A 24,113-nucleotide genomic window follows, 5' to 3' on the forward strand; every position below is an offset into this window, starting at 1 on the left:
GGACACGGATGGGGTGCGTGTCTTCCTCAGGCCTCGTCAGGGACGTGGGGGCGTGGGAGTTCGACGATCTGGAACCAGTGTTGGTCGAGCACCTTGACGACATCGACGAGCCCCTCGAAGGAGACCGGCTTGGTGATGAAACAGTTGGCTCCCAGGTTGTAGCTGCGCAGGATGTCTTCCTCGGCCTTGGAGGTGGTCAGGACGACCACGGGGATGTGCTTGAGCGTCGGGTCGGATTTGATCTCCCGCAGTGCCTCGCGGCCATCCTTGCGAGGCATGTTCAGGTCCAGGAGGATCAGCCCGGGCCGTGGAGAATCCTTCGGGTTGGCATGGCGGCCCCGGCGGTACAGGTAATCGAGCAGATCCTCACCGTCCTCGACGCACCGGAACTCGTTGGCGAGCCGGCTCTCCCGCATCGCGGAACGGGCGAACTCCCGATCATCCTCATCGTCATCCGCCATCAAGATGGTGACGGGTTTGCGTGATGGCTCCATGGACTCCTACCTGGGGTTGGACTGCCTGAGTGGCAGCGTGACGATGAAGGTCGCACCGTGTCCGGGAGAGCTCCGCGCTCCAATGTGCCCGCCGTGCCGCTCGGCGATCTTGCGGCAGATGGCCAGGCCAATCCCCGTGCCCTCGTACTTGCCGCGCCCGTGCAGGCGCTGGAACACCTCGAAGATGCGGTCGAGGTATTTCTCGTCGAAGCCGATGCCATTGTCCTCCACCACCAGCTCGAGCTCGCCGGACGCCTCGTGAATCGTGCCGCGGGCGGAGATGGCGGGCGCCACGTCTTCCCGGCGGAACTTGAGGGCGTTGCTCAGCAGGTTCTGGAGCAACTGCCGCAGTTGCAGCGGATCCGCCTCGAGCGTTGGCAGCTCGCCGAGCGTCACGGTCGCGCCCGACCGTTCGACGGCCGTCTCGAGATCCTCCAGCACCTCGCGAGCAATCCGCCCCAGGTCCGTCTGGACGAAGGGATTGCCCTTCGAGCCCACCCGGGAGAAGGAGAGCAGGTCCTCGATCAACCGGCGCATGCGGGTCGCGGCATTCATCATGCGCTCGAGGTAGTCGCTCCCCTCGGGGCCCAGCGTGGCGGAGGTGGTCGTCTTCAAGCGCTCGCCGAAGGTCTGGATCTTCCGCAGGGGCTCCTGCAGATCGTGTGAGGCCACGGAGGCGAAGCTCTCCAGCTCGCGGTTGGATTGCTCCAGCCGTTGCTGCACCCGCTTGAGCTGCGAGATGTCCGTCATGATCATCGTGAAGCCGATGATCTGGCCGCCGTTCCTGATGGGCCCCACCCGGCACAGGAACCACTCGGTGCCGCTGCTCGGGACGGACTGGGCCTCGTAGCCGGTGGGCTCGCCGGTCTCGAGCACCCGCTGGATGATGCCGCGGACCCGCTCGGCGTCGTCCGCGCGGATGTACTCATAGATGGAGTGGCCGATCGTCTCGGAGGGGCTGGAGCCCGGGGTCGTATAGTTGAAGAAGCGGATGTTCGAGTCGGTGTCACACGCGAGCATCATGTTCGGCGACTGCTCGACCAGCGCCCGTACGCCAAAAAGCTCGGAGGTATCGGTCCCGCGTCGCTCGAGCTGGGTGGCCAGACGGTTGAGTGCCGCGGCCAGCGGCGCGAGTGTTCCCTCACCGATACGGCACCGGGCATGGGGCTCATTGGCCACGAGCCGGGCAATCATTTGCAGCAATTCCTCGAGCGTTGTCTCGCCGGTCGAACCCGTGCTGGATGCCTTTTCACTGCTCTGGGTCATCACATCCGCCTCGCGGTTCGCTTCCAGGAGAAGACCCCGTTGGGACCTCCGCCAGGTCACAGAATTACAGTGTGAGGTCAAAATCTCAGCGACACTCTACCACGGAGTGCTGAGTAGGTGACAGTTGGGTCAAGCCGAACCTCGGTTCCCGAAGAAAAAACTTGCTTATCCAACAAGAGCTGGATTCACGGCCCGTATTTCCTGTTTGGCCTTTGTTTCACGTGCATCGAGGGTGCGCTGATCTCTTTCAATGTGTGCAGGCTCGCATTGATAAATGAAGGAATGTCAGCGAGCTCGCTGTCACGGAAACGGGAACGCTCGGATAAGCTGAAAGCTCGAATCCAAGCCAGGGCCCTGGCCACGACAGAAAGAGAAAGAGCCCGCGCATGTCTCTCAAGACACGGTGGCTCGCAAGCATGTTGGGGGTCGTGCTTGCTGGGACAGTCATCACCACGCTCATCAGCTCCAACATCAGCTTCTATGTGGCTGGGAGGACCTCCTCCGCGTGGTTGTCCGCCACCCAGAAGAACGTGAATGCCTCCATCCACCAGCAGATCTTCACGCGGCTCGAGGTGCAGGCCCGGCTCCTGGCCGGGCAGCCGGTGCTCGTGGAGGCCTTCTCGACGGAACGGGCCTCGGAGCTTCACTCCCGGATGGACGCGCTCGTGAAGCTTCCGGCGGGAGATTTCTGGGCCGTGGTGGGTGGGGACGGCTCGGTGCTCGCCACCAGTCTGCCCGACTGCCATGTGGAGGGAGCGGGAGAACGGCCGCCGCCCGGCGCCGCGCCAGCGCGGTCCTTCGTGATGTGCGGCCGAGTCCCGGCGTTCGCCGTCACGACCGCGTTGACGGCGTCATCCGGTGCGCAGGGCTGGCTCGTCCTGGGCTTCCTGATGGGGGATGGGTACGCGGATCTCTTCTTCCTGGCCACGGGGGTGGAGGTGATGCTGCTCGACCGGGAGGGGCTGATCACCAGCTCCTTCCATGACACCTCGGGCAAGCGCGTCTCTCCGGGCCTCGGAGCGATTCCCCAGGAAGCCTTGTGGAGTGCCGAGCCCCGCATCGGGAAGTACGTGCTCGAGGTTCCTCGCTACCGGGGCTACTTCGGCGTCGTGCCGCCGCACGAGCCAGGAGACGACTCCCTGCCGTGCTACCTGCTCTCGCTCCCCCTCCTCCCCGAGCAGCCGGGGATTCCGGTCAGGCTCGTGCTCACCAACGCCAGGATCGTCACGGAGGTTGGCGCCGTCTACAGCACGGTGATCATGATCGCCTGGGGCCTGCTGTTGCTGCCGCTCCTGGGGTTCGTGGTGTGGCGCCTGGTCACCGGCTTCGCGCAGCCCATCTCGCAGCTCGGGAAGATGGCGGCCCGGGTCGCGGAGGGCGACCTGGAGTGCACGGTCCCCGTGTCGCGCCAGGACGAGCTGGGCCAGCTCACCCGGGACTTCAATGACATGGTGCGCAAGCTGAGGGAGACCCAGCGCCGGCTCATGCATACGGAGAAGATGGCCGCCGTCGGCCAGCTCGCCGCGGGAGTGGGACATGAGATCAACAACCCGCTCGCCTACGTCACCGCCAACCTCGGCTTCGCGACGGAGGCGCTCTCGGCCCTACCGCCCGACCACCTGCCCCCCGAGGTGGTCCTGGAGCTGCGTGAGGTCTCCCAGGTCCTCGATGAAGCGCAGGACGGAGCCAGGCGGGTCGCCCGGATCGTCCGGGACCTGCGCACCTTCGCCCACGACGACAAGGACGAGGAGAAGCAGGTGATGGAGGTCCGCCAGGTCGTCGAGGCGGCGTTGAAGTTCGCGTCGAACACCCTGCGCTACCGGGCTCGCGTCACCTGTGACTTCCAGGAGACGGCCCGGGTGGAGGCCAACGAGGCCCGGCTGGCCCAGGTCTTCATCAACCTGCTCGTCAACGCGGCCCAGGCCATCCCCGAGGGGCATGCGGACGAGAACGAGATCCGCGTCACCACGGCCATGGATGAGGGCGGCTTCGTGGTGGTGGAGGTGAGCGACACGGGCAAGGGGATGGGGCCGGAAGTGCTCGGGCACCTCTTCGAGCCCTTCTTCACCACCAAGCCCATGGGCCAGGGCACGGGGCTGGGGTTGTCCATCTCCCGGAACATCATCGAGGGGCTTGGAGGAAGTCTCACGGTCCGGAGCACGCCAGAAAAGGGCAGTACCTTCCGTGTCTCCCTGCCCCCGGCCCGACAACAGCCTGCGGAGAGCCCGCCGAAGCCCCAGGCGTCTCGCGCCGGACGGAAGAGCGGCTGCGTCCTCGTGGTGGACGACGAGCCGCTCGTCGGAGCCTCGGCGAAGCGAATCCTGCGCTCCTTGTGTGACGTGGTCGTCGTCACCAGCTCCCGGGAGGCCCTCGCGCTGGTGGAGGCGGGGCGGCGGTTCGACCTCGTGCTGTGCGATCTGATGATGCCTCAGATGACGGGCATGGAGCTCCATGCGGAGCTCTCGCGCCGCGCCCCGGAGGTCGCCGCCAGGATGCTCTTCCTCACCGGCGGTGCCTTCACGTCGGACGCGCAGCGGTTCCTCTCGCAACGGCGGTGGCTCCAGAAGCCCATCGACAACGAGGCCCTTCGGACCTGTGTCTCCGAATGGCTGCGCTAGTCACGGCGGACCTTCCACGAAGGTCAGCACCTGCTCGAACGGCACGTCCGACAGCAGGCCGAACAGCTTGTGTCGGGTGAGTCTGGCGCGGGTGGCGCTCGGCGAGCTGATGCCACAGAGGAATCTCGCCAGCTGCCGGGCGGACGCGAGGGCCTCGTGGCCCTCGGCGCGCAAGGGCTTCAGCATCGCGGCTTCCCGGGCTCCCGGCGGTCTGACGGCGGAGGGAGGCAACTTGCCGGGGCGCTCGCCCGCGCACCAGCCGCAGTGACCGCAGTCGCCCCCCAGGTCCTCGCCGAAGTAGTCCATCAGCAAGCGGGTGCGGCAGCCTTCATGGTCGGCGAAGTCCAGGACCTGCCGCAGCCTCCGCATGTCCCGGCTCTCGCGCTCGTTGAACCGCTCCACCATCGTCCGGGTGAGCCCGTCGACGTCGAAGTCGGTGCGCTTCAGACGGTAGCCCTGGCGTACCCCCGTGACCTGGAGCTTCAGGGCCTCCTGCTCCTCGAGGTAGTTGAGCGCGGCGATGATGCGCTGGCGCGGCTCGCCCAGCTTCCGGGCGATGTCGTCGAGCTTCAGCCGCGACCAGGTCTTCATGGGCTCGGCATGGGCGAACACCTGCCGCAGGAATCCGGCACGAGGGGCGTCGAAGCCGGCGATGACCTCGTCGAGCGGCCGCAGGGCCTGGAACTTGTACTCGGTATAGAACGGGCCGGTGGACTCGAGCAGGCCGTCCAGCTCGAGGTAGGTCATCATCGTCTCGATGACCAGCGGACGGACGTCGTGGGCTCCGGAGAGCTCGTGGATGGAGATGTCGAAGGTCTCTCCCTGTCCGAGCACATGCCGCAGCACGCCGGCCACGGCCTCGGGCGTGGGCGTGTCTCCGTAGGTGAAGTTCTCCAGCACCGTCACGTCTTCCATGGCCGCCAGCAGCTCGCAGGTGGAGGGCTTGCCGTCGCGGCCCGCGCGGCCGATCTCCTGGGCGTAGTTCTCCAGGCTCTTGGGCAGGTTGCAGTGGTAGACAGACCGGATGTCGCTCTTGTCGATGCCCATGCCGAAGGCAATCGTGGCGACCACCACCGCGTCGGCCGAGCCCATGAACCAGTCCTGCACCTGGTGCCGCACCTCGGGCTCCATGCCGGCGTGGTAGGCCCTGGCGGCGAAGCCGTTGCCGGAGAGGAAGTCCGCCGTCTCCTCCGCCGTGCGTTGCAGCGTGACGTAGACGATGGTGGGTCCGCGCGGGCGGGAGCGCAGGCGCGACAGCAGCAGCTCCCGGCGCTCGTCCCCTCCCTGGGTGGGCGTGACGTGCAAGGAGAGGTTGGGCCGGTGGAAGCCGGTCTGGATGACATCCCCGGCGGCGATGTCGAACGCGGCGGCGATGTCCCGGGCAACCGAGGGCGTGGCGGTCGCGGTCAGTGCCAGCACCCGCTCCACCTTCAGCGTCCTCGCGAGCGAGGCGAGCTTCATGTAATCGGGCCGGAAGTTGTGACCCCACTCGCTGATGCAGTGGGCCTCGTCCACCGCGAGCATCGCGATGCGCAGGCGGCGGAGCGTCTGCAGGAAACGCTCATTCGCCAGGCGCTCTGGCGCGACGTAGAGCAGCTTGAGCGTCCCCGCCCGCAGGTCGGAATAGAGCTGGCGGATCTCCTCCGGCCCGAGCGTCGAGTCGAGCCGGGCGGCGGGGATGCCTCGCCGGGTGAGGAAGTCGATCTGATCCTTCATCAACGCGATGAGCGGAGAGATGACCAGCGTGACGCCCTCCAGCATCAGCGCTGGGAGCTGATAGCAGAGGCTCTTGCCAGCACCGGTGGGGAAGACCGCGAGAACGGACCTGGACTCCAGCAGCCGCGAGACGACCGCCTCCTGCCCCTCGCGAAAGTCGGGGAAGCCGAAGACGGAGTGGAGCACTTGGGAGGCGGAGCGCATCACGGACCTTGGAGGGGAGAAGGGGGGCGCACCTTAACCGCGCGCCAGCGGGAAAGCAGTGAGGCGTCATGAAGGGCCAGCGGCCAGGGATGCGCCAGCCCCGTCGCCCGTGCCGCGGCGTCACACCCGCGACGGGGGCACTCCCTCCAGGTCGCACGGTTCCTTCGCCCGGGTGCACCCATGTCCTCACTTCACGACCAGATCGTCTCGTGTGCCATCCACCCCGCCATCGGCATCGCGCGGGTCGGCAGCTCGTTGACCGGGCTCTTCCCAGGCCCGGAAGTGCCAGGGGCCCGGCCTCCCCCCGACATGCGTTTCAAGGACGAGGAGGGGCGCATCAAGCGTCAGGTCGCGCGCTTTCGCATCTATGGTTTCGACGCCCAGGGCAGGGTGGTGAAGGAGCTCACCGCCGACGAGGCCCGGATCGAATGGCGTGTCCATCTGGCCAACCGCAAGGCGGCCTGGTACGAGTTCCTCAACGCGATGGACCTCGGGCCGCTGGCCCTGCAGGCTCCCCGGCGCAACGCCAACTTCCCGCTCCCCCGCGAGGCGCTCGTCATCGACCCGGGGGCTCGGGTCATCAGTGGCATCCACACGCAGGGGCCCGGCTTCCAGTTCAACAGCGGCATGTTCGTGGATCGTCAGGTGTACCTGGGCGAGCTGCGCACGGACGACAAGGGCCGGCTCCTGGTGCTCGGCGGTCGCGGCCAGTCGGGCTCGCTCGATGGCTCCCTGCCCACCACCTTCGCCAACAACACCGGCTGGTTCGACGACACCTCGGATGGGCCGGTACGCGCGACGGTGTGGCTCGGCGACCGGACCCTGGAGGCGGAGCCCGCCATGGTCGTGGTCGCGCCGCCCAACTACGGGCCGGGGCTCTACTCGGTGGTCACCCTGTATGACCTGGTGCTGGACCTCCACACCCGGCTGGGCAACCTCGCTCCTCCACCGGAGACGCCCTCGTTCTGGCGCGACATCTTCCCCCTCTTCGAGCGGATGGTGAACCTGGGTCACGTCAACCGGGGCATCTTCACCCTCTTCGGAACCGGTTCGCCGAGTGAGCTGCTGGCACCAGCGCTGCTCCAGCAGCTCGCGGATCCCTCGGACGCGTCGGCGCCCGTGCGCCAGCGTCTGTTCGACTGGTTCAGGGAGCCGGACTCCGCCGTCGAGCAGCTGGCCTACCTGCCTCCCCTCTATGGCGATGCCTTCGGCGACTTCCAGGGCGTGCCAGCCACCGGCCTCTCGGTGACGCGGACCCAGTACGCCATGCTGCGCGCGTGGGCGGAGGGCCGCTTCACCCACGACCCGAGCGATCGCCCCTGTCCGCCCGCATCCGTCGAGGAGATCTCCCTGGCCGATCAGCCGCACGCGCTCGATCGGGCCAACCTGGAGGAGTGCCTCGGCGGCCCCTTCCACCCGGGGATCGAGCTGACGTGGACGCTCCGCATTCCGAGGATGTGGCGCAAGCCCTTCCGGCTCAACGTGCTACCCGAGGGCACCCCGGTGAGGATGGACTTCGGCGAGGTGCTGACCCCCGAGGTCGCGCTCGGGGCCGGAGGCCCCCACGAGGCGAGTGGCCCCGGGACGCTCACCCGGTTCATGGGAGTGCCCTGGCAGACCGACGAGGCGAGCTGCCTGTCGGGTTACGAGCTCGGCACCTATCTGCCCGTTCCCAGCTTCTGGGCGGCCCGGGTCCCCAACCAGGTCCTGCCGGAGAACGCGTATCAGCGCCTCATGAAGGAATCGCTGTCGGTGGCCCAGCGGCACAAGCACCTCAACAACCGGCCGGACTGGCTGCGCCACCTGTCGGATCAGTTCCTGGACCGTATCGCCAACATGGTCTTCCTGTGGGATCGGATGGGCATCGCCGCCGAGCGGCCGGGGCCCCAGGACTTCGCGGAGGCGGAACTGCCGGAGCGCTTGTGGGTGGAAACGGAGATCGGACCGGAGCTGACGGCCAACGACGCGACCTTCACGATGGCCCTCATCGCCGAGGGCGATGCGCAGCCGGGCATCCCCGCGCCGGTGCCGGTGAAGCTCGTGGCCAGGGCCGCCGTCGCCGCGAAGCCCGCGGCCGCCCCGAAGGCCCCCGCTGCCGCCCCGGAGAAGATCCATGGCCGCATCATCGCCAGACGCGACCAGCACTGAGCCAGGTGGGGTCAGTCCTTTCAGGAGGGAGGTCCCGGGCGCGCTCGGGAGCAACTGGTCCGACAGTCGGACCAGTTCGTCCGGAGCGCGCCCGGAAGGTGCCCCGTCCTTTTCCCGCAAGAGCACCCCTGAAAGAACTGACTCCAGCTGGCCTGGTCCGAGGGGGCACTCGCGTCCCCCGAGGGTCCTCATCGCGGGAGGGGGCCCCGGGGGCGCGGCCACGGCCATCGCGCTGGCGACGCATGGCATCCAGGCCCTGGTGCTCGAACGGACCGAGGGCCACCGGCCCAAGCCGGGGGAGTGTCTCTCTCCTGGTTTCAAGCCGCTGCTGGCCCGGCTGGGATTGACGGACCTCTTCGCGTCGGGAACGCACCGGCCCTTCACCGGCATGGCCGCCGCCTGGGAGCGGGCCGAGCCGACGGAGCGCAACCTGCTCTTCGAGGTGAGCGGTGAGGGCTGGCTGCTCGACCGCGCCGCCTTCGAGGCCCGGCTGGCCGAGGTCGCGCGAACCCGGGGCGCGCTGTGGCGTCAGGGCTACCGGGTGGCGGGTGTCACCCGGAACGGGCACGACCGATGGCGGGTCTCGGTGGAGGGCGAGCGGGGAAGGTTCGAGGTCGACACCGACTTCATCGTCGATGCGACGGGGCGTGCCGCGGCGGTCGCGCGGATGCTCGGGGTGGAGCGCCAGCGGTTCGACGGGCTCGTCGGAAGCTGGGGCCTGCTGGAGCCCATCGGCGGTGCTCCTCCGCCCGCCGCGAGCCCCATCCACATCGAGGCGATGCGGAATGGCTGGTGGTATGTCGCCCGGCTTCCGGATGGACGCTTCTCCGCGGTGCTGTTCGCGGATCGGGCCGTGCTCGAGCCAGAGGCGTTCCTGGCGGCCCTGCGCGGGGCCTCGCATGCGCTGGCCCTGCTCGGTGGGCGCGCCTTCCGTCTCTCCGGGCCGCCCACGGCGCACCCGGCGCACAGCTCACGGCTGGAGCGGGCCTGTGGCCCGGGATGGTTCGCCGTCGGCGATGCCGCGGCGTCCTTCGATCCCCTGTCGTCCTATGGCATCGGCTCGGCGCTCGGGACCGGGTTCTATGCCGCCCAGGCCATCGTCTCGGCCTGGGCGGGGGGGGCCACGAGCCTCGAGGCCTACCGCTACCTCATCGACAGCCGCTACCCGCACTACCTCGACACCCTGGGCGAGCGGTACCGGGCGGTCTCCCGGTGGCCGGACTCGCCCTTCTGGGAGAGGCGGCGATGACGCGGTCAGGTGTGGCGGCTTGCTTCAATTGCCAAAGACTTCCACCTCGTAGATGGAATACCCATACCCCGTGTTTCGCTTCGTTCCGTGGATCCTCAAGAACCGGCCGGTGGCGGAGAGCCCGGTGAGCTCATCCAGGCCACCATCCCCGCCCACCACCGTGGAGATGGGGGTCCAGGTGGAGGCATCGTTGGAGACCTGGAGCTGGTAGTCCTTGCCGTAGGCGGCCTCCCAATGGATGCGCACGCTGGTGAACTTCTTCGAGGCGCCAAAATCGAGCAGGAGGTACTGCGGATCGGAGAAGGCGCTGCTCCAGCGGGTGCTCATGCTCCCGTCGATGGCCTTCTCCGGACCCGTGCCGCTGTTCTCCGCGGACGAGGACATGGCCAGCACGGGCGTCAACCGGCCCGTCTGCGTGCCGCCAGCGGCGGGCAGGCTGACGTACAGCTGCCCCAGCTCCGTCAGCTGACCCGAGGCGCCGAGCAGGTTGATGTTGGGAATCTCGTTGTTCCGGCCGGAGAACCACGCGTAGCGGAACACGGCGGGCTCGTTCTCCAGATAGGTGACCGCGTCCGTCATGTACTTCTTCTGCACGGCCAGGGTGATCTGATCGTGCGGCATGTCTCCGCAGGCGAACTCGGTCAGCCAGATGGGCTTGTTGTACTTCTTGAACCGGCCGATGTACCACTGGAGGGCCGAGAGATCGCAGGCGTACCAGTGCACGGCGATGTAATCGACCTTGCAGTTGGTGCAGGCGGCGAAGAACGCATCCAGATAGGTCACCGGATCGGAGTAGGTCACGCCTCCTTCCGACACGCAGTCTCCGCAGTAGTTGACCGCGGGGGCCACCAGCTTCAGGTTGCGACGGCGGGCCACCTCTTCCAGGACGGGCCAGCGTGCCGCGGCCTGGCTGGGCGTCATGTTGGACTGGTAGATGAAGTTGGGCTCGTTGAAGCCCAGCAGGTACTGGGCACCGGCGGGGATGGCGGCGGCCAGTTGGTCCGCGTTCGGCGTGCCTCCCCAGACCATCGGCACGAAGGACACGCCCACGGACGTGTAGACGCTGGCGGCTCCCGCTTCCGGAGTGGGGGACCAGTTGTACCACCAGCTCATGCCCTTGGAGAGCGCCTTCATGTCCTCCGCGGAGTGGTACCCATAGCCAAGGCCTCTCTTGGTGCTCCGTGTCTGCGCTTCGGCGGGTTGCCAGGCGAGGACCACCAACAGGATGGCTGAGAACGCGGCTCGAAGAGTGCTGTGCATGGTTCGGAGGGGCTTAGCATGAAACCGCTTTCAAGCGGAATATCCGCTCATTCGAGGATTCTGGGAAAATACGGTGGCTGACAGTGCACGCCCGCCCTCTCCGGGTGGAGCTGATAACGTGGAGTCGGTCCTCCGGTTCCCATGCCGTTACTTCGTCTCTCCGGGAAGAGGCTCCTCCAGGGGGCCCTCTCCCTCCTGTTCCTCGTTCTCGCCGTCCTGTGCGCGGCGTGGCTCGTCCCCCTGCCCGAGCGCCTCTCCGAGTCGCACTCGGTGCTGGTGGAGTACCGGGACGGCACGCCGGCGCACGTCTTCCTGGCGCCGGACGAGCGGTGGCGGGTGCCCACGGTCCTGGCGGAGGTGGACCCGGCGTATGTCCAGGCCCTGCTGGCGTTGGAGGACAAGCGCTTCCACTGGCATGGCGGGGTGGATCCGCTCGCCATCGTCCGCGCGGCGGTGACGAACGTGTCACGGGGCCGGCGGGTGTCCGGGGCCTCCACGCTGACCATGCAGCTCGTGCGGGTGCTGGAGCCTCGGCCCCGCACGCTCACGTCCAAGCTCATCGAGTCCCTTCGCGCGGCGCAGCTGGAGCTGTGGCTGTCCAAGGAGGAGATCCTCTCGGCGTACCTGCAGTTCGTGCCCTACGGGCGGAACGTGGAGGGGGTGGAGGCGGCGGCGCTGGCGTACTTCGGGCACCGGGCGACACACCTGAGCCCGGCGGAGATGGCGACGCTGCTGGCGGTGCCGCAGAACCCCAACCGGCGCTTCCCCTCGCCGGCGAACGCGGCGCGGCTGAAGGTGGCTCGGGACGACGTGGCGCAGCGGCTCTTCGACGCGCGGGCGCTGCCGCTGGGGCCGGAGGGCGCCCGGGTGACGGCGGAGGCCGCGCTGGCCGAGGTCCGTGCCACGCGGGTGCCGGAGCGGCTCACCCCCTTTCCCCGCGAGGCCCCCCACGCGGCGGTGTGGCTGCGGGCTCAGCGGCCGGGACAGGCCCGGTTGCGCACCACGCTGGACGCGGGCGCGCAGCGGCTCGTGGAGCGGGTGATGCGGGACGCCGCGCCGGAGCTGGGCGCCAGGGGCATCCACAACGGGACGGCGGTGGTGGTGGACCGCGAGCGCGCGGAGGTGAGCGCGCTGGTGGGCAACTTCGACTTCTTCGACACGGAGCACGGCGGGCAGCTCGCGGGCTTCGCCACGACGCGCTCGCCGGGCTCGGCGCTCAAGCCGCTCATCTACGCGCTGGCCATCGATCAGGGGCTGGCCGGGCCGGAGCAGCTGGTGGCGGACATCCCCGCCGCGTACGGCACCTATGCGCCGCGCAACTTCGACGGGCGCTTCCAGGGGCTGGTGCGGCTGGAGGACGCGCTCTCGCAGTCGCTCAACATGCCCTTCGTGAAGCTGCTCCAGCGGCTCGGGGTGGAGCGCTTCCTGGGCGCGCTGCGCCAGACGGGGGCGACGAGCCTCCAGCCGGACCCGGGCTACTACGGGCTCTCGGCGGCGGTGGGGGGCATCGAGCTCACGCCGCTGGAGGTCGCGGGCGTCTACCTGGCCATCGCCGAGGACGGTCACGCGCGCCCGCTGAAGTTGCTGGAGGAGGGCCGGCCCGAGGCCAGTGACCAGGTGCTCTTCTCCCCCGGGGCCGCATGGCTCACCCGGCGCGCGCTGTCGCTGAAGGACCGGCCGGACTTCCCGGCGCGCCGCAAGCTGACGGGTCTGCCGCCCCGGGTGCACTGGAAGACGGGAACGAGCTTCGGTCACCGCGACGCGTGGGCGGCGGGCTCGGGGCCCCGGCACACCGCGGTGGTGTGGTTGGGCAACTTCGACAACTCCCCCAGCGTGCACCTGGTGGGGGCCGAGGCGTCGGGGCCGCTCCTCTTCGACATCCTGGAGGCACTGGGGCCCCGGGGTCGGCTCGAGGACTCGGACGCGGTGGTGCCCTCGGAGCTCACCCAGGTGGAGGTGTGCGCCTACTCGGGCCACCTGCCCACGGAGGCGTGCACGCAGCGGCGCATGGTGTTCGCCAGGCGCAGCCACGTCCCCACCGAGTCCTGCCCCTACCACCAGCGGGTGGAGGTGGACGTGAAGACGGGGTTGGCGGTGAGCCCCGCGTGCCGGGCCGGCCGGAGCACGGAGTCGCGCGTGTACCTCACCTGGCCGGCGAGCATCCGGCGCTGGTTGGTGGATCAGCACCGGCTGCTGCCCCAGCCTCCCTCCTACGCACCCGGCTGCGAGCCGGGGGGCGCGCTGCGGGCGCCGGAGATCATCTCCCCCGGACATGGGCAGGTGTCGCTCCTCATTCCGGGAGTGGCGGCGGATCAGCAGGAGGTGCCGCTGGAGGCCGAGGCCGACGGAGACCGGCAGCTGACGTGGTTCGTGGACGGGGCCTTCCTGGCCTCGGCGAAGGCGGACGAGCGGGTGTGGTGGGCGCCCTCGCCGGGCACGCACGAGATTCTCGTCTCGGACGAGCGGGGGCTCAGCGCGCGCCGGACGCTGGTGGTGCGCGAGCGCCGCTGAGCCTCACGTTCCATCGCAGCGCGGTGAAGAACAGGGCGGACGCCAGCCGGGCGTGGAACACGAGCAGGGAGTGCTGGAGGGCGCGCATGGAGCGCATTGTCCCTCCCCACTCTGACGGGAAGTCCCTGGCGTTCCGCCCCTCACCCGGCTGCCTGGCATCCGCGTTTCCTGTTCCGTCCCAGTTCCATGCTTACCCTCGGAGCGGAGCACCCACCTGGGGTCCGTTCGATGAGCTACAGCCGGCTTCAGCCTCTCGCGGTGTTGGCGGTCTCGCTGGTGTCGACGGTCGCGCTCGCCTGCCCGGATTGTCCTACCGCGCGCGGGGTGAGGGCCTCGGTCATGGGCGAGGACTTCTGGGGCCATCTGATGGTGGTGGTCGTCCCGTTCCTGCTCATCGGGGCGCTCAGTGCCCTGCTGTACCGCGTCGGACTGTCGCCGCGAGACGTGTCCGCGGCACGGGCCCGCGAGGAATCCGAAGTCGGCTCGTGAGGGGAGGGCGTGATGGCGGACAATCCTCGGCATCAGGGGGCGGTCATCTCGGCGGGCGTGCTGCTCGGCACCGGCCTGGGAGGCTTCGTCGACGGCATCCTGCTGCACCAGTTGCTCCAGTGGCACAACATGCTCTCGTCCCGCCTGCCTCCCACGGACCTCGTGGCGATGAAGGTCAACATGTTCTGGGACGGCCTCTTCCATGCCTTCACGTGGCTCGTCACGGCCATCGGCATCGGCCTGCTGTGGCGCGCGGGCAAGCGCCCCGAGGTGCCCTGGTCCACCCGCACCTTCGTGGGCTCGCTCTCGCTGGGGTGGGGCGCGTTCAACGTGGTGGAGGGGCTCATCGATCATCAGTGGCTCGGCATCCACCATGTCCACCCTGGCGCGAACCAGCTCGCGTGGGACGTGGGCTTTCTCCTCTTCGGCGCTCTGCTGGTGGTCGGGGGTTGGGCGTTGATCCGGGCGGGCCGTGAGCACTCCCGCCCTCGAGGCGCTCCCGTGCGTCGCGTGGCCGGGGAGCGGTTGGCGGCGGGGCGGACCTAGGGACATAGGGGAGGCCGGACATGGCGAAGCGGGTCGTCATCGCGGGTGGAGGGCTGGCGGGGCTCACGTGCGCCAAGTACCTCGTGGACCAGGGCTTCTCGGTGACGCTCGTCGAGGGCCTGCCGTACCTCGGGGGGCGAGCCTCCACCTTCCGCGACAAGGACGGGGACTGGGTGGAGCAGGGGCTGCACCTCTTCCTCGGGGTGTACTCCGAGCTCAAGACGCTCCTGCGGGAGGTCGGGAGCGATCCGGACGCCGCGCTCTTCTGGATGCAGGAGGTGCGGCTGCAGGACCCCGACGGAGCGCAGGCGACGTTCTTCATCAACCCGCTGCGCTCGCCCGTGAAGACGGTGGTGAGCATCGCGGGGCAGAACGATTACCTCGGGCCCCTGGACAAGCTGTCGCTGTTGCCCCTCGCCGCGCCGGGGGTGCTCTCCCTGGAGCACCTGCGCGCCCAGCACGATGGCGAGACCATCGTCGACTGGTGGGAGCGCGTGAGCGGAGACGTCACCGTGCTGGAGCGCTTCATCCGCCCCTTCTGCCGCGGCATCCAGTTCAGCGAGCCCGAGCAGTTCTCCGCCTACAACTTCCTCGGGTGGATCCACCACATCGCCCATGACCTGCCGCATGCGCTGCTGGGGGGCTATCGCGGCGCGCGCGAGGAGCTCTTCTTCCAACCGCTCGCGAACTACCTGCGGGACCGGGGCGCGGCGATCCGCACCGGCGTGAAGCTGCGGGAGATCCTCTACATCCCCGGAAGGGGGGGCGGGGCGGTGGACGGTTTCGTCCTCGAGGACGGAGAGCGGCTCCAGGCAGATGTGTACGTCGCGGCCATTCCCGTCTGGGCGCTGGTGCCGCTGATCCCCGCGCCCCTGCGGCGGGAGCCCTTCTTCGAGCGGCTCGCCGCGCTGCCGGTGGCCCCCGCCATCTCCGTGCAGCTCTGGTTCGACCGTGACGTCGTGGGCGGCACCCAGGCCTTCACCCTCGTGGCCCACAGCCATGCGTGCGTCTACCAGGACCAGTCGCGCAACGCCTACCCCTATGGCGAGGGCAGCCGCCTGTCGGTCATCGTCTCGCCCGCGGATGATCTGCTCGGGGATCCGGACGAGGTCCTGGTGCGGCGTGTGTGTGATTCGCTCGGGAAGGTGCAGCCCGCCATTCGCGAGGCGAAGGTGGTGAAGTCCGTGGTGCTCAAGCACCACAAGCACCTGGTGCGCCCGCTACCGGGGGCCATGTCCCAGCGTCCGGCCCAGGCCACGCCCGTGCCCAACCTCTTCCTCGCGGGAGACTGGACGCAGCAACCCTTCTTCGGCAGCCAGGAGGGGGCCGTCCGGGGCGGCAAGGCCTGTGCGCAGGAGGTCCTCCGCTCGCTCTCCGAGCGGAAGGACTGAGCCTCCGCGCTCGTCATGTCCGGCATCACACGGCGCGCCAGCGCTCTCCACCTGAACCAGATAGGGCGTCCTCCTTCGAGGACGACTGGTCACCGGAGAGTGCGATGCGCAAGACCGACAGGAAGAAGACCTTCATCGACTACGAGCTGCCCACGAAGGACCTGGAGCAGGTGCGGGGTGGCCGCGAGAAGGTCACCACGCTCGCGGAGGGCGAGGAGGGCGGTACCGTCACCACCCAGGCCCTGGGAGAAGAGGGTGGCTGCGGCTTCACGACAGAGGCGGTGGGTGAGGAGGGCGGCACGTATTGAGCCCTCGTGGCCCCTCGCATGATTGAAGGCTCGCGCCAGTGGTGGGGGGCACCCCCAACCCAACCCCCCCAAGGCCCTTCGCCACTGGCGCGAGCCTCTCTCTCTCCGCTCACCGGCAGCCGGTGACGGAGGGCGGGAGCTGGTAGCTGAAGCGATCGAACACGCCGCGCTGCCGCCACCCCTCCCAGCGGACCTCCACCGCGTGCCGCAGGTCGCGCTCGAAGCTCTCGGCGAGCGCGCGGGCGAGCTGGGGATCCTCGACGACCAGAGCCCCCTCCTCGAGCATGGCGTTGGATTGGGGCTCCAGGTGGGTGGAGCCCACGGCCGTCAGCCGCTCGTCCACCAGCAGGGTGCTGGCGTGCAGGGAGGCCGGTTGGTACTCCCAGAGCCGGACGCCGTTGGCCAGCAGGCGCTCATAGGTGGCGCGCTGCGCGGAGAGCACTCCCCGGGAGTCTCCTCGGAGCAGGCCGGGCACGAGGATGCGCACGTCCACGCCTTCCTGGGCCTTGCGGATGAGCGTGTCCACCGTGGCGGCGGTGGGGATGAAGCAGGCGTTGGTGAGCCACAGGCGCCGCCGGGCGGAGGCGGCCAGCACCTGCACCATGCGCTCGGAGTGGCTGAGCGTCGGTGAGCCGGTGCTCGCGACGAAGCCGGCGCGGGCCTCGCCCTGGGGCTCGAGCCTGGGAAAGGCCGACTCCGGGAGCAGTCCGCCGCCCGCCTCCAGCCAATCCCTGGCGAAGGCCTGCTGCAACTGGCGCACGGCCGGGCCCTCCACGTGGACGTAGGTGTCCCGCCACGTCCCGGCCCCGGTGCGCTCCTTCTCGCCGCGCCACCAGGACGGCCCCACGCCGGAGCCTCCGGTGAGGCCACTGCGTCCATCGCGGATGACGAGCTGGCGGTGGTTGCGCGCCTTCAGCCGCTCGTCGTCGAACACCACCGTCTCCCCGATGAGGGGCCGGAAGGTGCGCACCTCGCATCCGGCCTGGACGAGCCGTGGCTGCATGTCGTCCACGAAGTCCGGGCTCTCGAAGGCATCCACCAGCACGCGGCACACCACCCCCGGTTGGCGCTCGGCGAGCGCTCGCAGGAGACGCTCCGAGGCCTCGCCCGGCTGCCAGCTCGACACGAGCAGGTGGAGCGATTCACGTGCCTGGCGGATCTCCGCCTCGACGGACTGGGGGATGCGCTCATCCTGCACCAGCTCCACCACATGGCCCGGACGCAGCCCCACCCCCACGGACTGGTAGAGGGCGAGCGACAGGTCCGGGCCCGAAGCCGGCAGGTCCTCATGGACGCGCAGCGCCTGCGGGTGGTCGCGGTGGATGCAGGCCGTGCCGAGGAGCAGGCAAGCGAGCAGGAGATGTGGAAGAGGCTTCACTCCACCCAAGCTAGGCATCCGCTCGCGGGCCGCGCAGGGGAGCGAGGCGGGGGCCGTGGGCAGACGACCGGGTCCGCCTGCCTGTCATGAGCGGGGAGCGCATCCTACCTTCGGTCAAGTGGCCTACCAGCGTGGAGGGAGGCGAAATGGAATCCTGGAATCGGATGTCGGCGGATGCGGTGCGCACGCATACGCCGGATGGGGTGAACCGGCGGATCGATGAGCGGGTGGAGAAGTGTGTCCGGCACATGGCGGAGCAGGAGCGCTCGGCCATCAGCGAGTACCTGGCGAAGCTGGAGCACCAGTGGGACCTGAACCGCGTGGTGACGGTGGCGGCGTCGGCGGTGACGGTGCTGGGGCTGGTGGCGGGAGCGAAGGATGGCCGCGGGTGGCGGGTGCTGAGCGGGGTGGCGGCGGGGCTGCTGCTACAGCACGGCATCTTCGGCTTCGGCCCGCTGTCGGAGCTGGTGCGGGTGCTGGGAGCGCGGACGCGGCGGGAGATCGACCTGGAGAAGTTCGCCCTCAAGGCGCTGCGAGGCGACTTCGAGCGCATTCCGCACGAAGGCGGCCCCCTGGCGCGGGCCAACGCCGCGCTGGTGGCCGCCCAGTCCTAGAACGAGGGCAGATCGTTGGCCAGGTGCGACGACAAGCCGCCGTCGATCACCAGCGCGCTGCCGTTGATGTAGCCCGCGAAGGGCCCGACGAGGAAGGCCACCAGCCTGGCCACCTCCTCGGGGGTCGCGAACCTCCCGGCGGGAATCCGTCGCAACAGCTCCTTCCTCATCCCGGGGTCCGCCTTCGCCAGCATCTCCGTGTCGGTGTAGCCGGGGCACACGGCATTGCAGGTGATGCCGTAGGGCCCCCACTCGGCGGCGATGGCCTTGGAGTAGCCGATGAGCGCGTGCTTGGTCGCCACATAGGTGGAGGAGAGCGCGCCGCCGAACAGGCCCTGGATGGAGGAGATGTTCACGATCCTCCCGTAACCGCCCGCCTTCATCCGGGGGAGCGCCCACCGGCAGAGGTGGCGGACGCCATCCACGTTCACGCCGAACAAGGTGTCCCACTCCTCCTTGGAGACCTCGTCCACGCGGTGGAAGGGTCCGCCATAGCCGGCGTTGTTCACGATCACCCCGGGAACCCCCAGGCTCGCTTCGATCTTGCCGAGCGTCGCGTTCACCGCGGCCTCGTCCGCGACATCACAGAGGAACGACCGCACCTGGGCTCCGGTGGAGGTCAGCTTCTTCTCGACCCTGGACAGGGCCTCCTCGTCACGTCCCCACAGGGCCAGCCGGAAGCCGTTCTCCGCGAGAACCTCCGCGATCGCCGCGCCAATCCCTCGGCTGGCTCCGGTGACGAGTGCGAACGTCGCGCTCGGTTGCCGCTCCATCACAGGACTCCCTTGGGGGGAAGGAGGCGGATCTCATCGACCCGGACGTTCAAGGGCTTCCGGGCGATCTCCCAGATGCTCTGGGCCACTTCCTCCACGGACAGCATGTCGGCCGGGCTGAACTCCGGGCGCGTTCTCCAGAAGGAGGTATAGACGGCGCCCAGCGAGATGAGCGTGGCCCGGATGGAGTAGGGCTTCCCCTCCTCGTTCAAGACGCCCGTCAGGCCTCGGACCCCATGCTTGGACGCGGCATAGGCCCCGTTCATGGGCAGGGCGAGGTGATCGCTCACGGAGCCAATGTGGATGAGCCTCCCGCCTCCGTGTGCCTTCATCCGCTTGAACGCTTCACGCGCGCAGAGGAAGGTCCCCGTCAGGTTCACGTCGAGGGTCTTGCGCCAGTCGTGGAGCGACATCTCCTCGAGTGGCGTGAAGGCCCCGAAGCCAGCGCAGTTGACCAGGAGGGCGAGGGGGCCCAGCTGCTTCTCCGCCCGGTCGAACAGCGAGATCACGGAGGCCTCGTCCGTGACGTCGACCCGCATCTCGTCGGGCGTCTCCTGCCGCACGTCGTTCGAGGCGCACACGACGCGCAGGCCCTCCGCCCGCAGTCTGGCGGTGACTGCTTTTCCTATGTCGCCGGTTCCACCGACGACGATCGCATTCCGAGCGCTCATGAGCCGTGTCTCTACCTCAGGTCGCCAGTGCGGGTGTGAAGAACGGTATGGCCGTGAAGCCGCCGCAGGAGTTCTCTCCGGCGCGTCCCACCAGCGCGGGTGCTCTCGGGGTGATGCCGAGCCGCCGCCGCAGCAGGTCCAGTGGCATCTCCAACAGGGCCTCGAAGCGCTCGCCCAACAAGGACGTGGCGGCGGTCCCCCGCTCGAAGTCCTCCGTCTGGATCTCTCCCGCGTAGATGTCGCGCAGGTGCTTGTAGCGCTGCTGCTGGATCTCCGGATGGACCGCCGCCTCCGCCAGGAAGACGGCGAGCGCTACGGGGGCCATGCCGAACACGAACGACTGGACGGCGACCTCGTCCTCGTCCGACGTCTCATACGCGCCCAGCACGTGGAGGAAGTCGTGGCACTTGTTGAGCCGGTGGACGGCGTACTGCGTGGGAGTCGCGTCCGCGCCGATCCGCGTCTGGATGGGGAAGAAGTCGGGGGACAGCCGGTAGTGCTCCATGTAACGCGCATAGGCGTTTCCGAACGAGCCCACCGGCATCGTCACGAGCGCTTCGGGCGCCAGGGGAGCGGGATCCCATCGCTCGGTATAGAGCCGCTGGAAGCCAGGTATCGCGAGCAGGAGGGCATCGCTGGCGGCCTGGAGTCCGGAGGTGGACAGGACGGGGATGGCTTCCGCGAGTGTGGCCCGCCGCTTCGTCAGCTCACGTGCGAGCGCGTCGGGGGACTGTTCGGGCACTGGTGCCTCCAAGTGACGACGCCCGGGCACGACGTGTGCCCGGGCGTCTCATCCACCCAACGGTATGTCCTTCCGGGTGGGGCCTTCAAATCCCCAGTGCACCGCCCCGGTTCGTTCAACCCCTGAGCATCATCTTCCGCCCACGTACATGCCGCCGCCGCCGAGCGTGACGGGAGGCGCGGGGGCCTTCTTGGCGCCGGGAGGCGCCCCCTGGTTCTTGAACAGGTACCCCTCGAGCCCGGCCATGCCGATGGAGAACTGCGTCACCCACTTGTCCGAGGGACGGCCGGCGGGGGCGCTGATGTCGAACGGGTAGGCGAAGTGCAGGCGGAAGAGGATGGGGCCGAGGCCGACGTTGATGCCGACGGCGGCATCGAGCACGCGGCGGTTCCACAGCTCCCGGGCCGAGCCGCCCACACCACCGACATCGAAGCCCGCCACGCCCATGATGGTGTTGAGGAAGGCGATGCGGATGAGCGCGTCGAGCGGCACGCGCAGCTCCAGGGTGGAGTAGAGGTAGTGCTGGCCGAGCAGCCACTGCTCGTTGCCGAACTGCACGCCGCGCAGGGTGTCGAAGCTGGACAGGAAGTAGGAGCGGGCGAAGCGTCCGCCGAAGCTGCTGCCCGCGCCACCGCGCAGCAGGACGTGCGTGCTGCCCAGGGGGATGGGGAAGTAGCGCTCGGCGTCCAGGCGGACGTTGCCGAAGACCTCCTGGTTGAAGGGCTGCACGCCGGTGGTGAGCTCGCCGAGGAACGAGGTGCCGGCGATGGGCACGCCCGTGTAGTGGTGGCGCAGGGTGTTGTAGCCGAAGGCCACGGACGCCTCCGTCTGGAAGCGCGCGCCCCGGTTGGCCTCTTGCCACGGCGTGTAGAGGTCTCCGACGCCGTTGACCTCCGGCAGGTTGAGGATGAAGGCGGTGCCGCGGTCGAGGAAGTACGACACGCCGCCGATGCTGAGGTTGCCCTCCAGGAAGGTGAAGGTGCTCAGCGGGTAGCGTGCGATGCCGGTGGCGCCGAAGAAGCGCTCACCGGAGATGAGCGCGTAGTAGGGCAGCTGGTTGCCGGCCGCCTCGCGCAGCGTCTGGTCCACGCGGAAGCGCAGGGACTGGAAGGGACCGCCGCCCCACGTCGTGCGCTGGGACTGGTTGAGGTAGAGCAGGTAGCCGTCCGTCAGGTCGATGGAGCCATACACGGCGACCTGGAGCAGCACGGCGTGGTTGCGCAGCCGGTCCGTGGCGGAGGCGAAGGCCTGGCCCACGAAGCCGCCGCCACCCGCGCCGGCGAAGCCGAGGATGGGGCCCAGATCGATGTTCTCCCGGGCGAAGGGCCGGTAGGCCTCGGCACCCGCCAGCGAGCGCTGGGGCAGGGGCGCCGGTGCCTGGTCCTCGGCCTGGGACGGCGCGGCCGTGGCGATGGTCATCAACTGCTGGGCCTTGAGCAGCGCCGGCTTGCGCTCACCGGACAGGTGGTAGAGCAGCCACAGGTTGCCATCCGGCGCGGGGCACGGCTCGAAGAGGCCGGTGGTCACGTCCGTGCGCCGCACGACGGTGCCCCCGCCGGTGTACTCGTGCAGGTCCGAGCGGCTCTTGTCGTAGGCCACGAAGAAGAGGCGGCCGTCCGGCAGCACCGTCGGATCCGAGTGGTCGCGTGCCTCGGTGGTGAGGCGCTCCACCTTCTCGGGGCTCTCCGGCTTCACCCGGAAGAGGTTGTAGTAGCCGTGAGAGGTGGCGTCCGAGGCATAGACGATGCCGGCGGGGCCCCACGCGAGGCTGCGCTCGCCGTACACGTCATGGGTGAGCTGCTGGGGCGCCACGTCGGGGCCATCTTCCAGGGACACCACGTACAGGTCGCGCGTGCCCGCCTCGCTCAGGCCGATGAAGGCCAGCTTCTTGCCGTCCGGAGAGAAGGCCGGCGAGTACGCGGCGATCAGCCCGTGGTTGGTCAGCTTGTAGGCCACGCGCTCGCCCAGATCGAAATCCACCCGGTACGGCGTCCGCTTCAGCCCGCTGGGGTTGCTCATGTAGGAGCTGCGGCCCGAGGGCAGCGTCCCGGTCATCGTCACGGGCTCGGCCTTGTGGGTGTAGGACTGGATGTAGATGGTGTCGCGTGCGAGCGACTCGGCGACGAAGGCCACCTTGTCCGCGCTGAGGGCGAAGTTGCGCCCGAAGACGGGGTGCAGCGACTCGTAGCCCGGCACGCCGTCACCCTGCACCTTCACGTACTCGTCGGGGGCGCGCGGATCCACCAGGATGAGCTGGCTCTCGCCCGTCTCCGGGACGATGCTCCGGTAGATGAGCACGCGGCCGTCGGGCGAGCTGTTGAGCGCGGTGACGATGCCCTTGCGCTCGCGCAGCAGCTCCATCGTGGGCGTGGACTGCTCGGCCTTGAGGTAGGTGCGGTAGGCGCGCTGCTTCAGCCAGTTCTCGAACTTGGCGGACACCTGCTGCGGGTCATCCCCGGTGAGCAGCTCGATGAGCCCATCGAACTGCACGGTGGGCTGGTTGCCCGTGCCGGAGACGAGCTTGGGCGAGTTGTCCAACACCTTCTGGATGAAGCCCGCCCCGTACGTCTCCTCCAGGAACTGGCAGCGCGCCTGGCCCACCTTGTAGATCCACAGGAAGCCGTAGGGCCCGGGCGACCAGAAGTCGAGGAAGGCGTAGCCGCGCGCCAGGTCCGGGTTGATGAGCAGATCCCTCACCATCATCTCGCCCTCGGGATCCAGACCGCCCTTGGCGTAGAACTCGGCCAGACCCTCGATGAACCAGAGCGGAATCCCGTTGAGCGGATCCCCTCCCACCTTGGCCTGCTCCGCGAGGAAGCGGACCTTCTGGATGGTGAACTGGTGGGCCATCTCGTGGGAGCTGATCTCCGAGAAGAGCCGGTGATCACCCAGGTAGGGCAGGGTCAGCTCCAGCTTGCCCTGGGTGCTGGTGACGCCCAGCGTGCCCTCGGAGACCGCGGTGATGTTGGTCTGCAGGAACTCCTGGTAGCTGCTGTAGAGGATGTAGGGGAACGTCTGGGTGGGGACGAACTTGAAGCGGTCCACCAGGTAGCGGTAGGCGTCCTCGAGCTGGGGCGCGGCGTACTGGGCCACGTTGCGCTCGCTCTCGTAGAAGTAGAAGCGGACGCCGCCGCTCTTCATGCCCAGCGACGTGGCGTAGGACGGGCCTCCGTCCGGCACGCCGCCGTCGGGCAGGGCGATGGGGACGTAGAGGTCGCTCCCGCTCGCGATGCGCTCATCGGGCGTGCCGCCGTCGGTCTGTTTCGCCACGGGCGTGGGGCTGCCCGGCTCGATGGATTCCATGGAGCCGCCGCCGGTGCCGGGCTCGGAGTCCTGGCCGGGAGGCGTCTGGGTCGACGGGGGAATCTTCGTCGCGTCCACCGTGGGGCCACTGGGCGCGCGCATCTGCGCCTGGTTGGGGGTGGTGGGGGTGGGGCCACCCGGAGCTCCGGGCGGCTGGGTATGGGCCCGGTGTGCCGGGGGCGGGGCCACCCCCTCGGCCTGGGGTCCGACGAGGATGTCCAGATGCCGCCACTCGAAGTCATAGGTGCGGACCGGCGAGCGGTAGGCACGGCGCGGCACGACGTAGACCTGGGCCAGGGCCGCATCGGGCAGCCAGAAGGCCAGGAGGGTGACGATGAGGAGACGGCGATTCACAGGGACGACCTCCCGGGAGGGGAGACGGGGAATTGACCGAACCTAGGCAGGCTCCCTCATATAGACGAGTGGGCGGCC

General features: G+C 68.9%; 18 protein-coding genes. 9 read left to right on the plus strand and 9 right to left on the minus strand.

Annotated features, from left to right (window positions below):
* Positions 1-26: 26 nt before the first annotated feature.
* Positions 27-494: a response regulator gene (locus JRI60_RS15750; RefSeq protein WP_204226685.1), complete on the minus strand. Its 468-nt coding sequence runs from the start codon at positions 492-494 to the stop codon at positions 27-29.
* A gap of 6 nt (positions 495-500) precedes the next feature.
* Complete coding sequence (locus JRI60_RS15755; RefSeq protein ID WP_239470540.1) at positions 501-1,688, minus strand: sensor histidine kinase; 1,188 nt, start codon at positions 1,686-1,688, stop codon at positions 501-503.
* Between the two features lie 458 nt (positions 1,689-2,146).
* On the opposite strand from JRI60_RS15755, the gene JRI60_RS15760 reads away from it, so the two are divergent.
* Complete coding sequence (locus tag JRI60_RS15760) at positions 2,147-4,378, plus strand: hybrid sensor histidine kinase/response regulator (protein ID WP_204226687.1); 2,232 nt, start codon at positions 2,147-2,149, stop codon at positions 4,376-4,378.
* Here the strand turns inward: JRI60_RS15760 and JRI60_RS15765 are convergent, their stop codons facing one another.
* On the minus strand, positions 4,379-6,298 hold the full coding sequence (locus JRI60_RS15765) for a RecQ family ATP-dependent DNA helicase (protein WP_204228954.1): 1,920 nt from the start codon (positions 6,296-6,298) through the stop codon (positions 4,379-4,381).
* Between the two features lie 180 nt (positions 6,299-6,478).
* Here JRI60_RS15765 and JRI60_RS15770 point away from each other — a divergent pair, with 180 nt between their 5' ends.
* Positions 6,479-8,446, plus strand: coding sequence for a LodA/GoxA family CTQ-dependent oxidase (locus JRI60_RS15770; RefSeq protein WP_204226688.1), 1,968 nt, complete (start codon positions 6,479-6,481; stop codon positions 8,444-8,446).
* Complete coding sequence (locus JRI60_RS15775) at positions 8,412-9,695, plus strand: tryptophan 7-halogenase (RefSeq protein WP_239470541.1); 1,284 nt, start codon at positions 8,412-8,414, stop codon at positions 9,693-9,695. Before JRI60_RS15770 ends, JRI60_RS15775 begins: the two co-directional genes overlap by 35 nt.
* 24 nt (positions 9,696-9,719) lie before the next feature.
* Here JRI60_RS15775 and JRI60_RS15780 read toward each other — a convergent pair whose 3' ends face one another.
* Entirely contained in the window at positions 9,720-10,829 is a 1,110-nt protein-coding gene (locus tag JRI60_RS15780; protein ID WP_239470542.1) for a glycosyl hydrolase, read from the minus strand.
* Positions 10,830-11,096: 267 nt separating this feature from the next.
* Here JRI60_RS15780 and pbpC point away from each other — a divergent pair, with 267 nt between their 5' ends.
* The 5 genes from pbpC to JRI60_RS15805 all read left to right on the plus strand — a co-directional run bounded on the left by pbpC (position 11,097) and on the right by JRI60_RS15805 (position 16,200).
* A complete protein-coding gene (pbpC, locus tag JRI60_RS15785; protein WP_204226691.1) occupies positions 11,097-13,466 on the plus strand; it encodes a penicillin-binding protein 1C in 2,370 nt (789 codons plus the stop codon).
* 228 nt (positions 13,467-13,694) lie between these two features.
* Positions 13,695-13,955 (plus strand): hypothetical protein, encoded by a 261-nt coding sequence (locus JRI60_RS15790; protein WP_204226692.1) that lies wholly within the window; start codon positions 13,695-13,697, stop codon positions 13,953-13,955.
* A gap of 12 nt (positions 13,956-13,967) precedes the next feature.
* A complete protein-coding gene (locus JRI60_RS15795) occupies positions 13,968-14,501 on the plus strand; it encodes a DUF2243 domain-containing protein (protein WP_204226693.1) in 534 nt (177 codons plus the stop codon).
* Between the two features lie 20 nt (positions 14,502-14,521).
* On the plus strand, positions 14,522-15,892 hold the full coding sequence (locus JRI60_RS15800) for a hydroxysqualene dehydroxylase (RefSeq protein WP_204226694.1): 1,371 nt from the start codon (positions 14,522-14,524) through the stop codon (positions 15,890-15,892).
* A 104-nt stretch (positions 15,893-15,996) separates the two neighbouring features.
* Positions 15,997-16,200 carry a hypothetical protein gene (locus JRI60_RS15805; protein ID WP_204226695.1) on the plus strand — a complete coding sequence of 68 codons (204 nt, stop codon included), beginning with the start codon at positions 15,997-15,999 and terminating at the stop codon, positions 16,198-16,200.
* Between the two features lie 109 nt (positions 16,201-16,309).
* On the opposite strand, the gene JRI60_RS15810 is transcribed toward JRI60_RS15805, so the two are convergent.
* Complete coding sequence (locus JRI60_RS15810) at positions 16,310-17,578, minus strand: phospholipase D-like domain-containing protein (RefSeq protein ID WP_239470543.1); 1,269 nt, start codon at positions 17,576-17,578, stop codon at positions 16,310-16,312.
* Between the two features lie 146 nt (positions 17,579-17,724).
* Here JRI60_RS15810 and JRI60_RS15815 point away from each other — a divergent pair, with 146 nt between their 5' ends.
* Positions 17,725-18,192 carry a DUF2892 domain-containing protein gene (locus JRI60_RS15815; protein ID WP_204226697.1) on the plus strand — a complete coding sequence of 156 codons (468 nt, stop codon included), beginning with the start codon at positions 17,725-17,727 and terminating at the stop codon, positions 18,190-18,192.
* Here the strand turns inward: JRI60_RS15815 and JRI60_RS15820 are convergent.
* The 4 genes from JRI60_RS15820 to JRI60_RS15835 all read right to left on the minus strand — a co-directional run bounded on the left by JRI60_RS15820 (position 18,189) and on the right by JRI60_RS15835 (position 24,035).
* Positions 18,189-18,965, minus strand: coding sequence for an SDR family NAD(P)-dependent oxidoreductase (locus JRI60_RS15820; protein ID WP_204226698.1), 777 nt, complete (start codon positions 18,963-18,965; stop codon positions 18,189-18,191). The two genes, JRI60_RS15815 and JRI60_RS15820, sit on opposite strands and share 4 nt — an antisense overlap.
* A complete protein-coding gene (locus JRI60_RS15825) occupies positions 18,965-19,636 on the minus strand; it encodes an SDR family oxidoreductase (RefSeq protein ID WP_204226699.1) in 672 nt (223 codons plus the stop codon). Before JRI60_RS15825 ends, JRI60_RS15820 begins: the two co-directional genes overlap by 1 nt.
* Positions 19,637-19,652: 16 nt before the next feature.
* Positions 19,653-20,378: a Coq4 family protein gene (locus JRI60_RS15830; RefSeq protein ID WP_239470544.1), complete on the minus strand. Its 726-nt coding sequence runs from the start codon at positions 20,376-20,378 to the stop codon at positions 19,653-19,655.
* Between the two features lie 129 nt (positions 20,379-20,507).
* The gene (locus JRI60_RS15835) at positions 20,508-24,035 is read right to left on the minus strand and encodes a PD40 domain-containing protein (RefSeq protein ID WP_204226701.1); all 3,528 of its coding nucleotides are present in this window, start codon (positions 24,033-24,035) and stop codon (positions 20,508-20,510) included.
* Positions 24,036-24,113: the final 78 nt, after the last annotated feature.

Source organism: Archangium violaceum (assembly GCF_016887565.1).
Taxonomy (GTDB): Bacteria; Myxococcota; Myxococcia; order Myxococcales; family Myxococcaceae; genus Archangium; species Archangium violaceum_B.

Coding starts and splice junctions, on each gene's coding strand:
- JRI60_RS15750 (WP_204226685.1), bottom strand. CDS start 494: ATGGAGCCATCACGCAAACCCGTCACCATCTTGATGGCGGATGACGAT.
- JRI60_RS15755 (WP_239470540.1), bottom strand. CDS start 1,688: ATGATTGCCCGGCTCGTGGCCAATGAGCCCCATGCCCGGTGCCGTATC.
- JRI60_RS15760 (WP_204226687.1), top strand. CDS start 2,147: ATGTCTCTCAAGACACGGTGGCTCGCAAGCATGTTGGGGGTCGTGCTT.
- JRI60_RS15765 (WP_204228954.1), bottom strand. CDS start 6,298: ATGCGCTCCGCCTCCCAAGTGCTCCACTCCGTCTTCGGCTTCCCCGAC.
- JRI60_RS15770 (WP_204226688.1), top strand. CDS start 6,479: ATGTCCTCACTTCACGACCAGATCGTCTCGTGTGCCATCCACCCCGCC.
- JRI60_RS15775 (WP_239470541.1), top strand. CDS start 8,412: ATGGCCGCATCATCGCCAGACGCGACCAGCACTGAGCCAGGTGGGGTC.
- JRI60_RS15780 (WP_239470542.1), bottom strand. CDS start 10,829: ATGAAGGCGCTCTCCAAGGGCATGAGCTGGTGGTACAACTGGTCCCCC.
- pbpC (WP_204226691.1), top strand. CDS start 11,097: ATGCCGTTACTTCGTCTCTCCGGGAAGAGGCTCCTCCAGGGGGCCCTC.
- JRI60_RS15790 (WP_204226692.1), top strand. CDS start 13,695: ATGAGCTACAGCCGGCTTCAGCCTCTCGCGGTGTTGGCGGTCTCGCTG.
- JRI60_RS15795 (WP_204226693.1), top strand. CDS start 13,968: ATGGCGGACAATCCTCGGCATCAGGGGGCGGTCATCTCGGCGGGCGTG.
- JRI60_RS15800 (WP_204226694.1), top strand. CDS start 14,522: ATGGCGAAGCGGGTCGTCATCGCGGGTGGAGGGCTGGCGGGGCTCACG.
- JRI60_RS15805 (WP_204226695.1), top strand. CDS start 15,997: ATGCGCAAGACCGACAGGAAGAAGACCTTCATCGACTACGAGCTGCCC.
- JRI60_RS15815 (WP_204226697.1), top strand. CDS start 17,725: ATGGAATCCTGGAATCGGATGTCGGCGGATGCGGTGCGCACGCATACG.
- JRI60_RS15820 (WP_204226698.1), bottom strand. CDS start 18,965: ATGGAGCGGCAACCGAGCGCGACGTTCGCACTCGTCACCGGAGCCAGC.
- JRI60_RS15825 (WP_204226699.1), bottom strand. CDS start 19,636: ATGAGCGCTCGGAATGCGATCGTCGTCGGTGGAACCGGCGACATAGGA.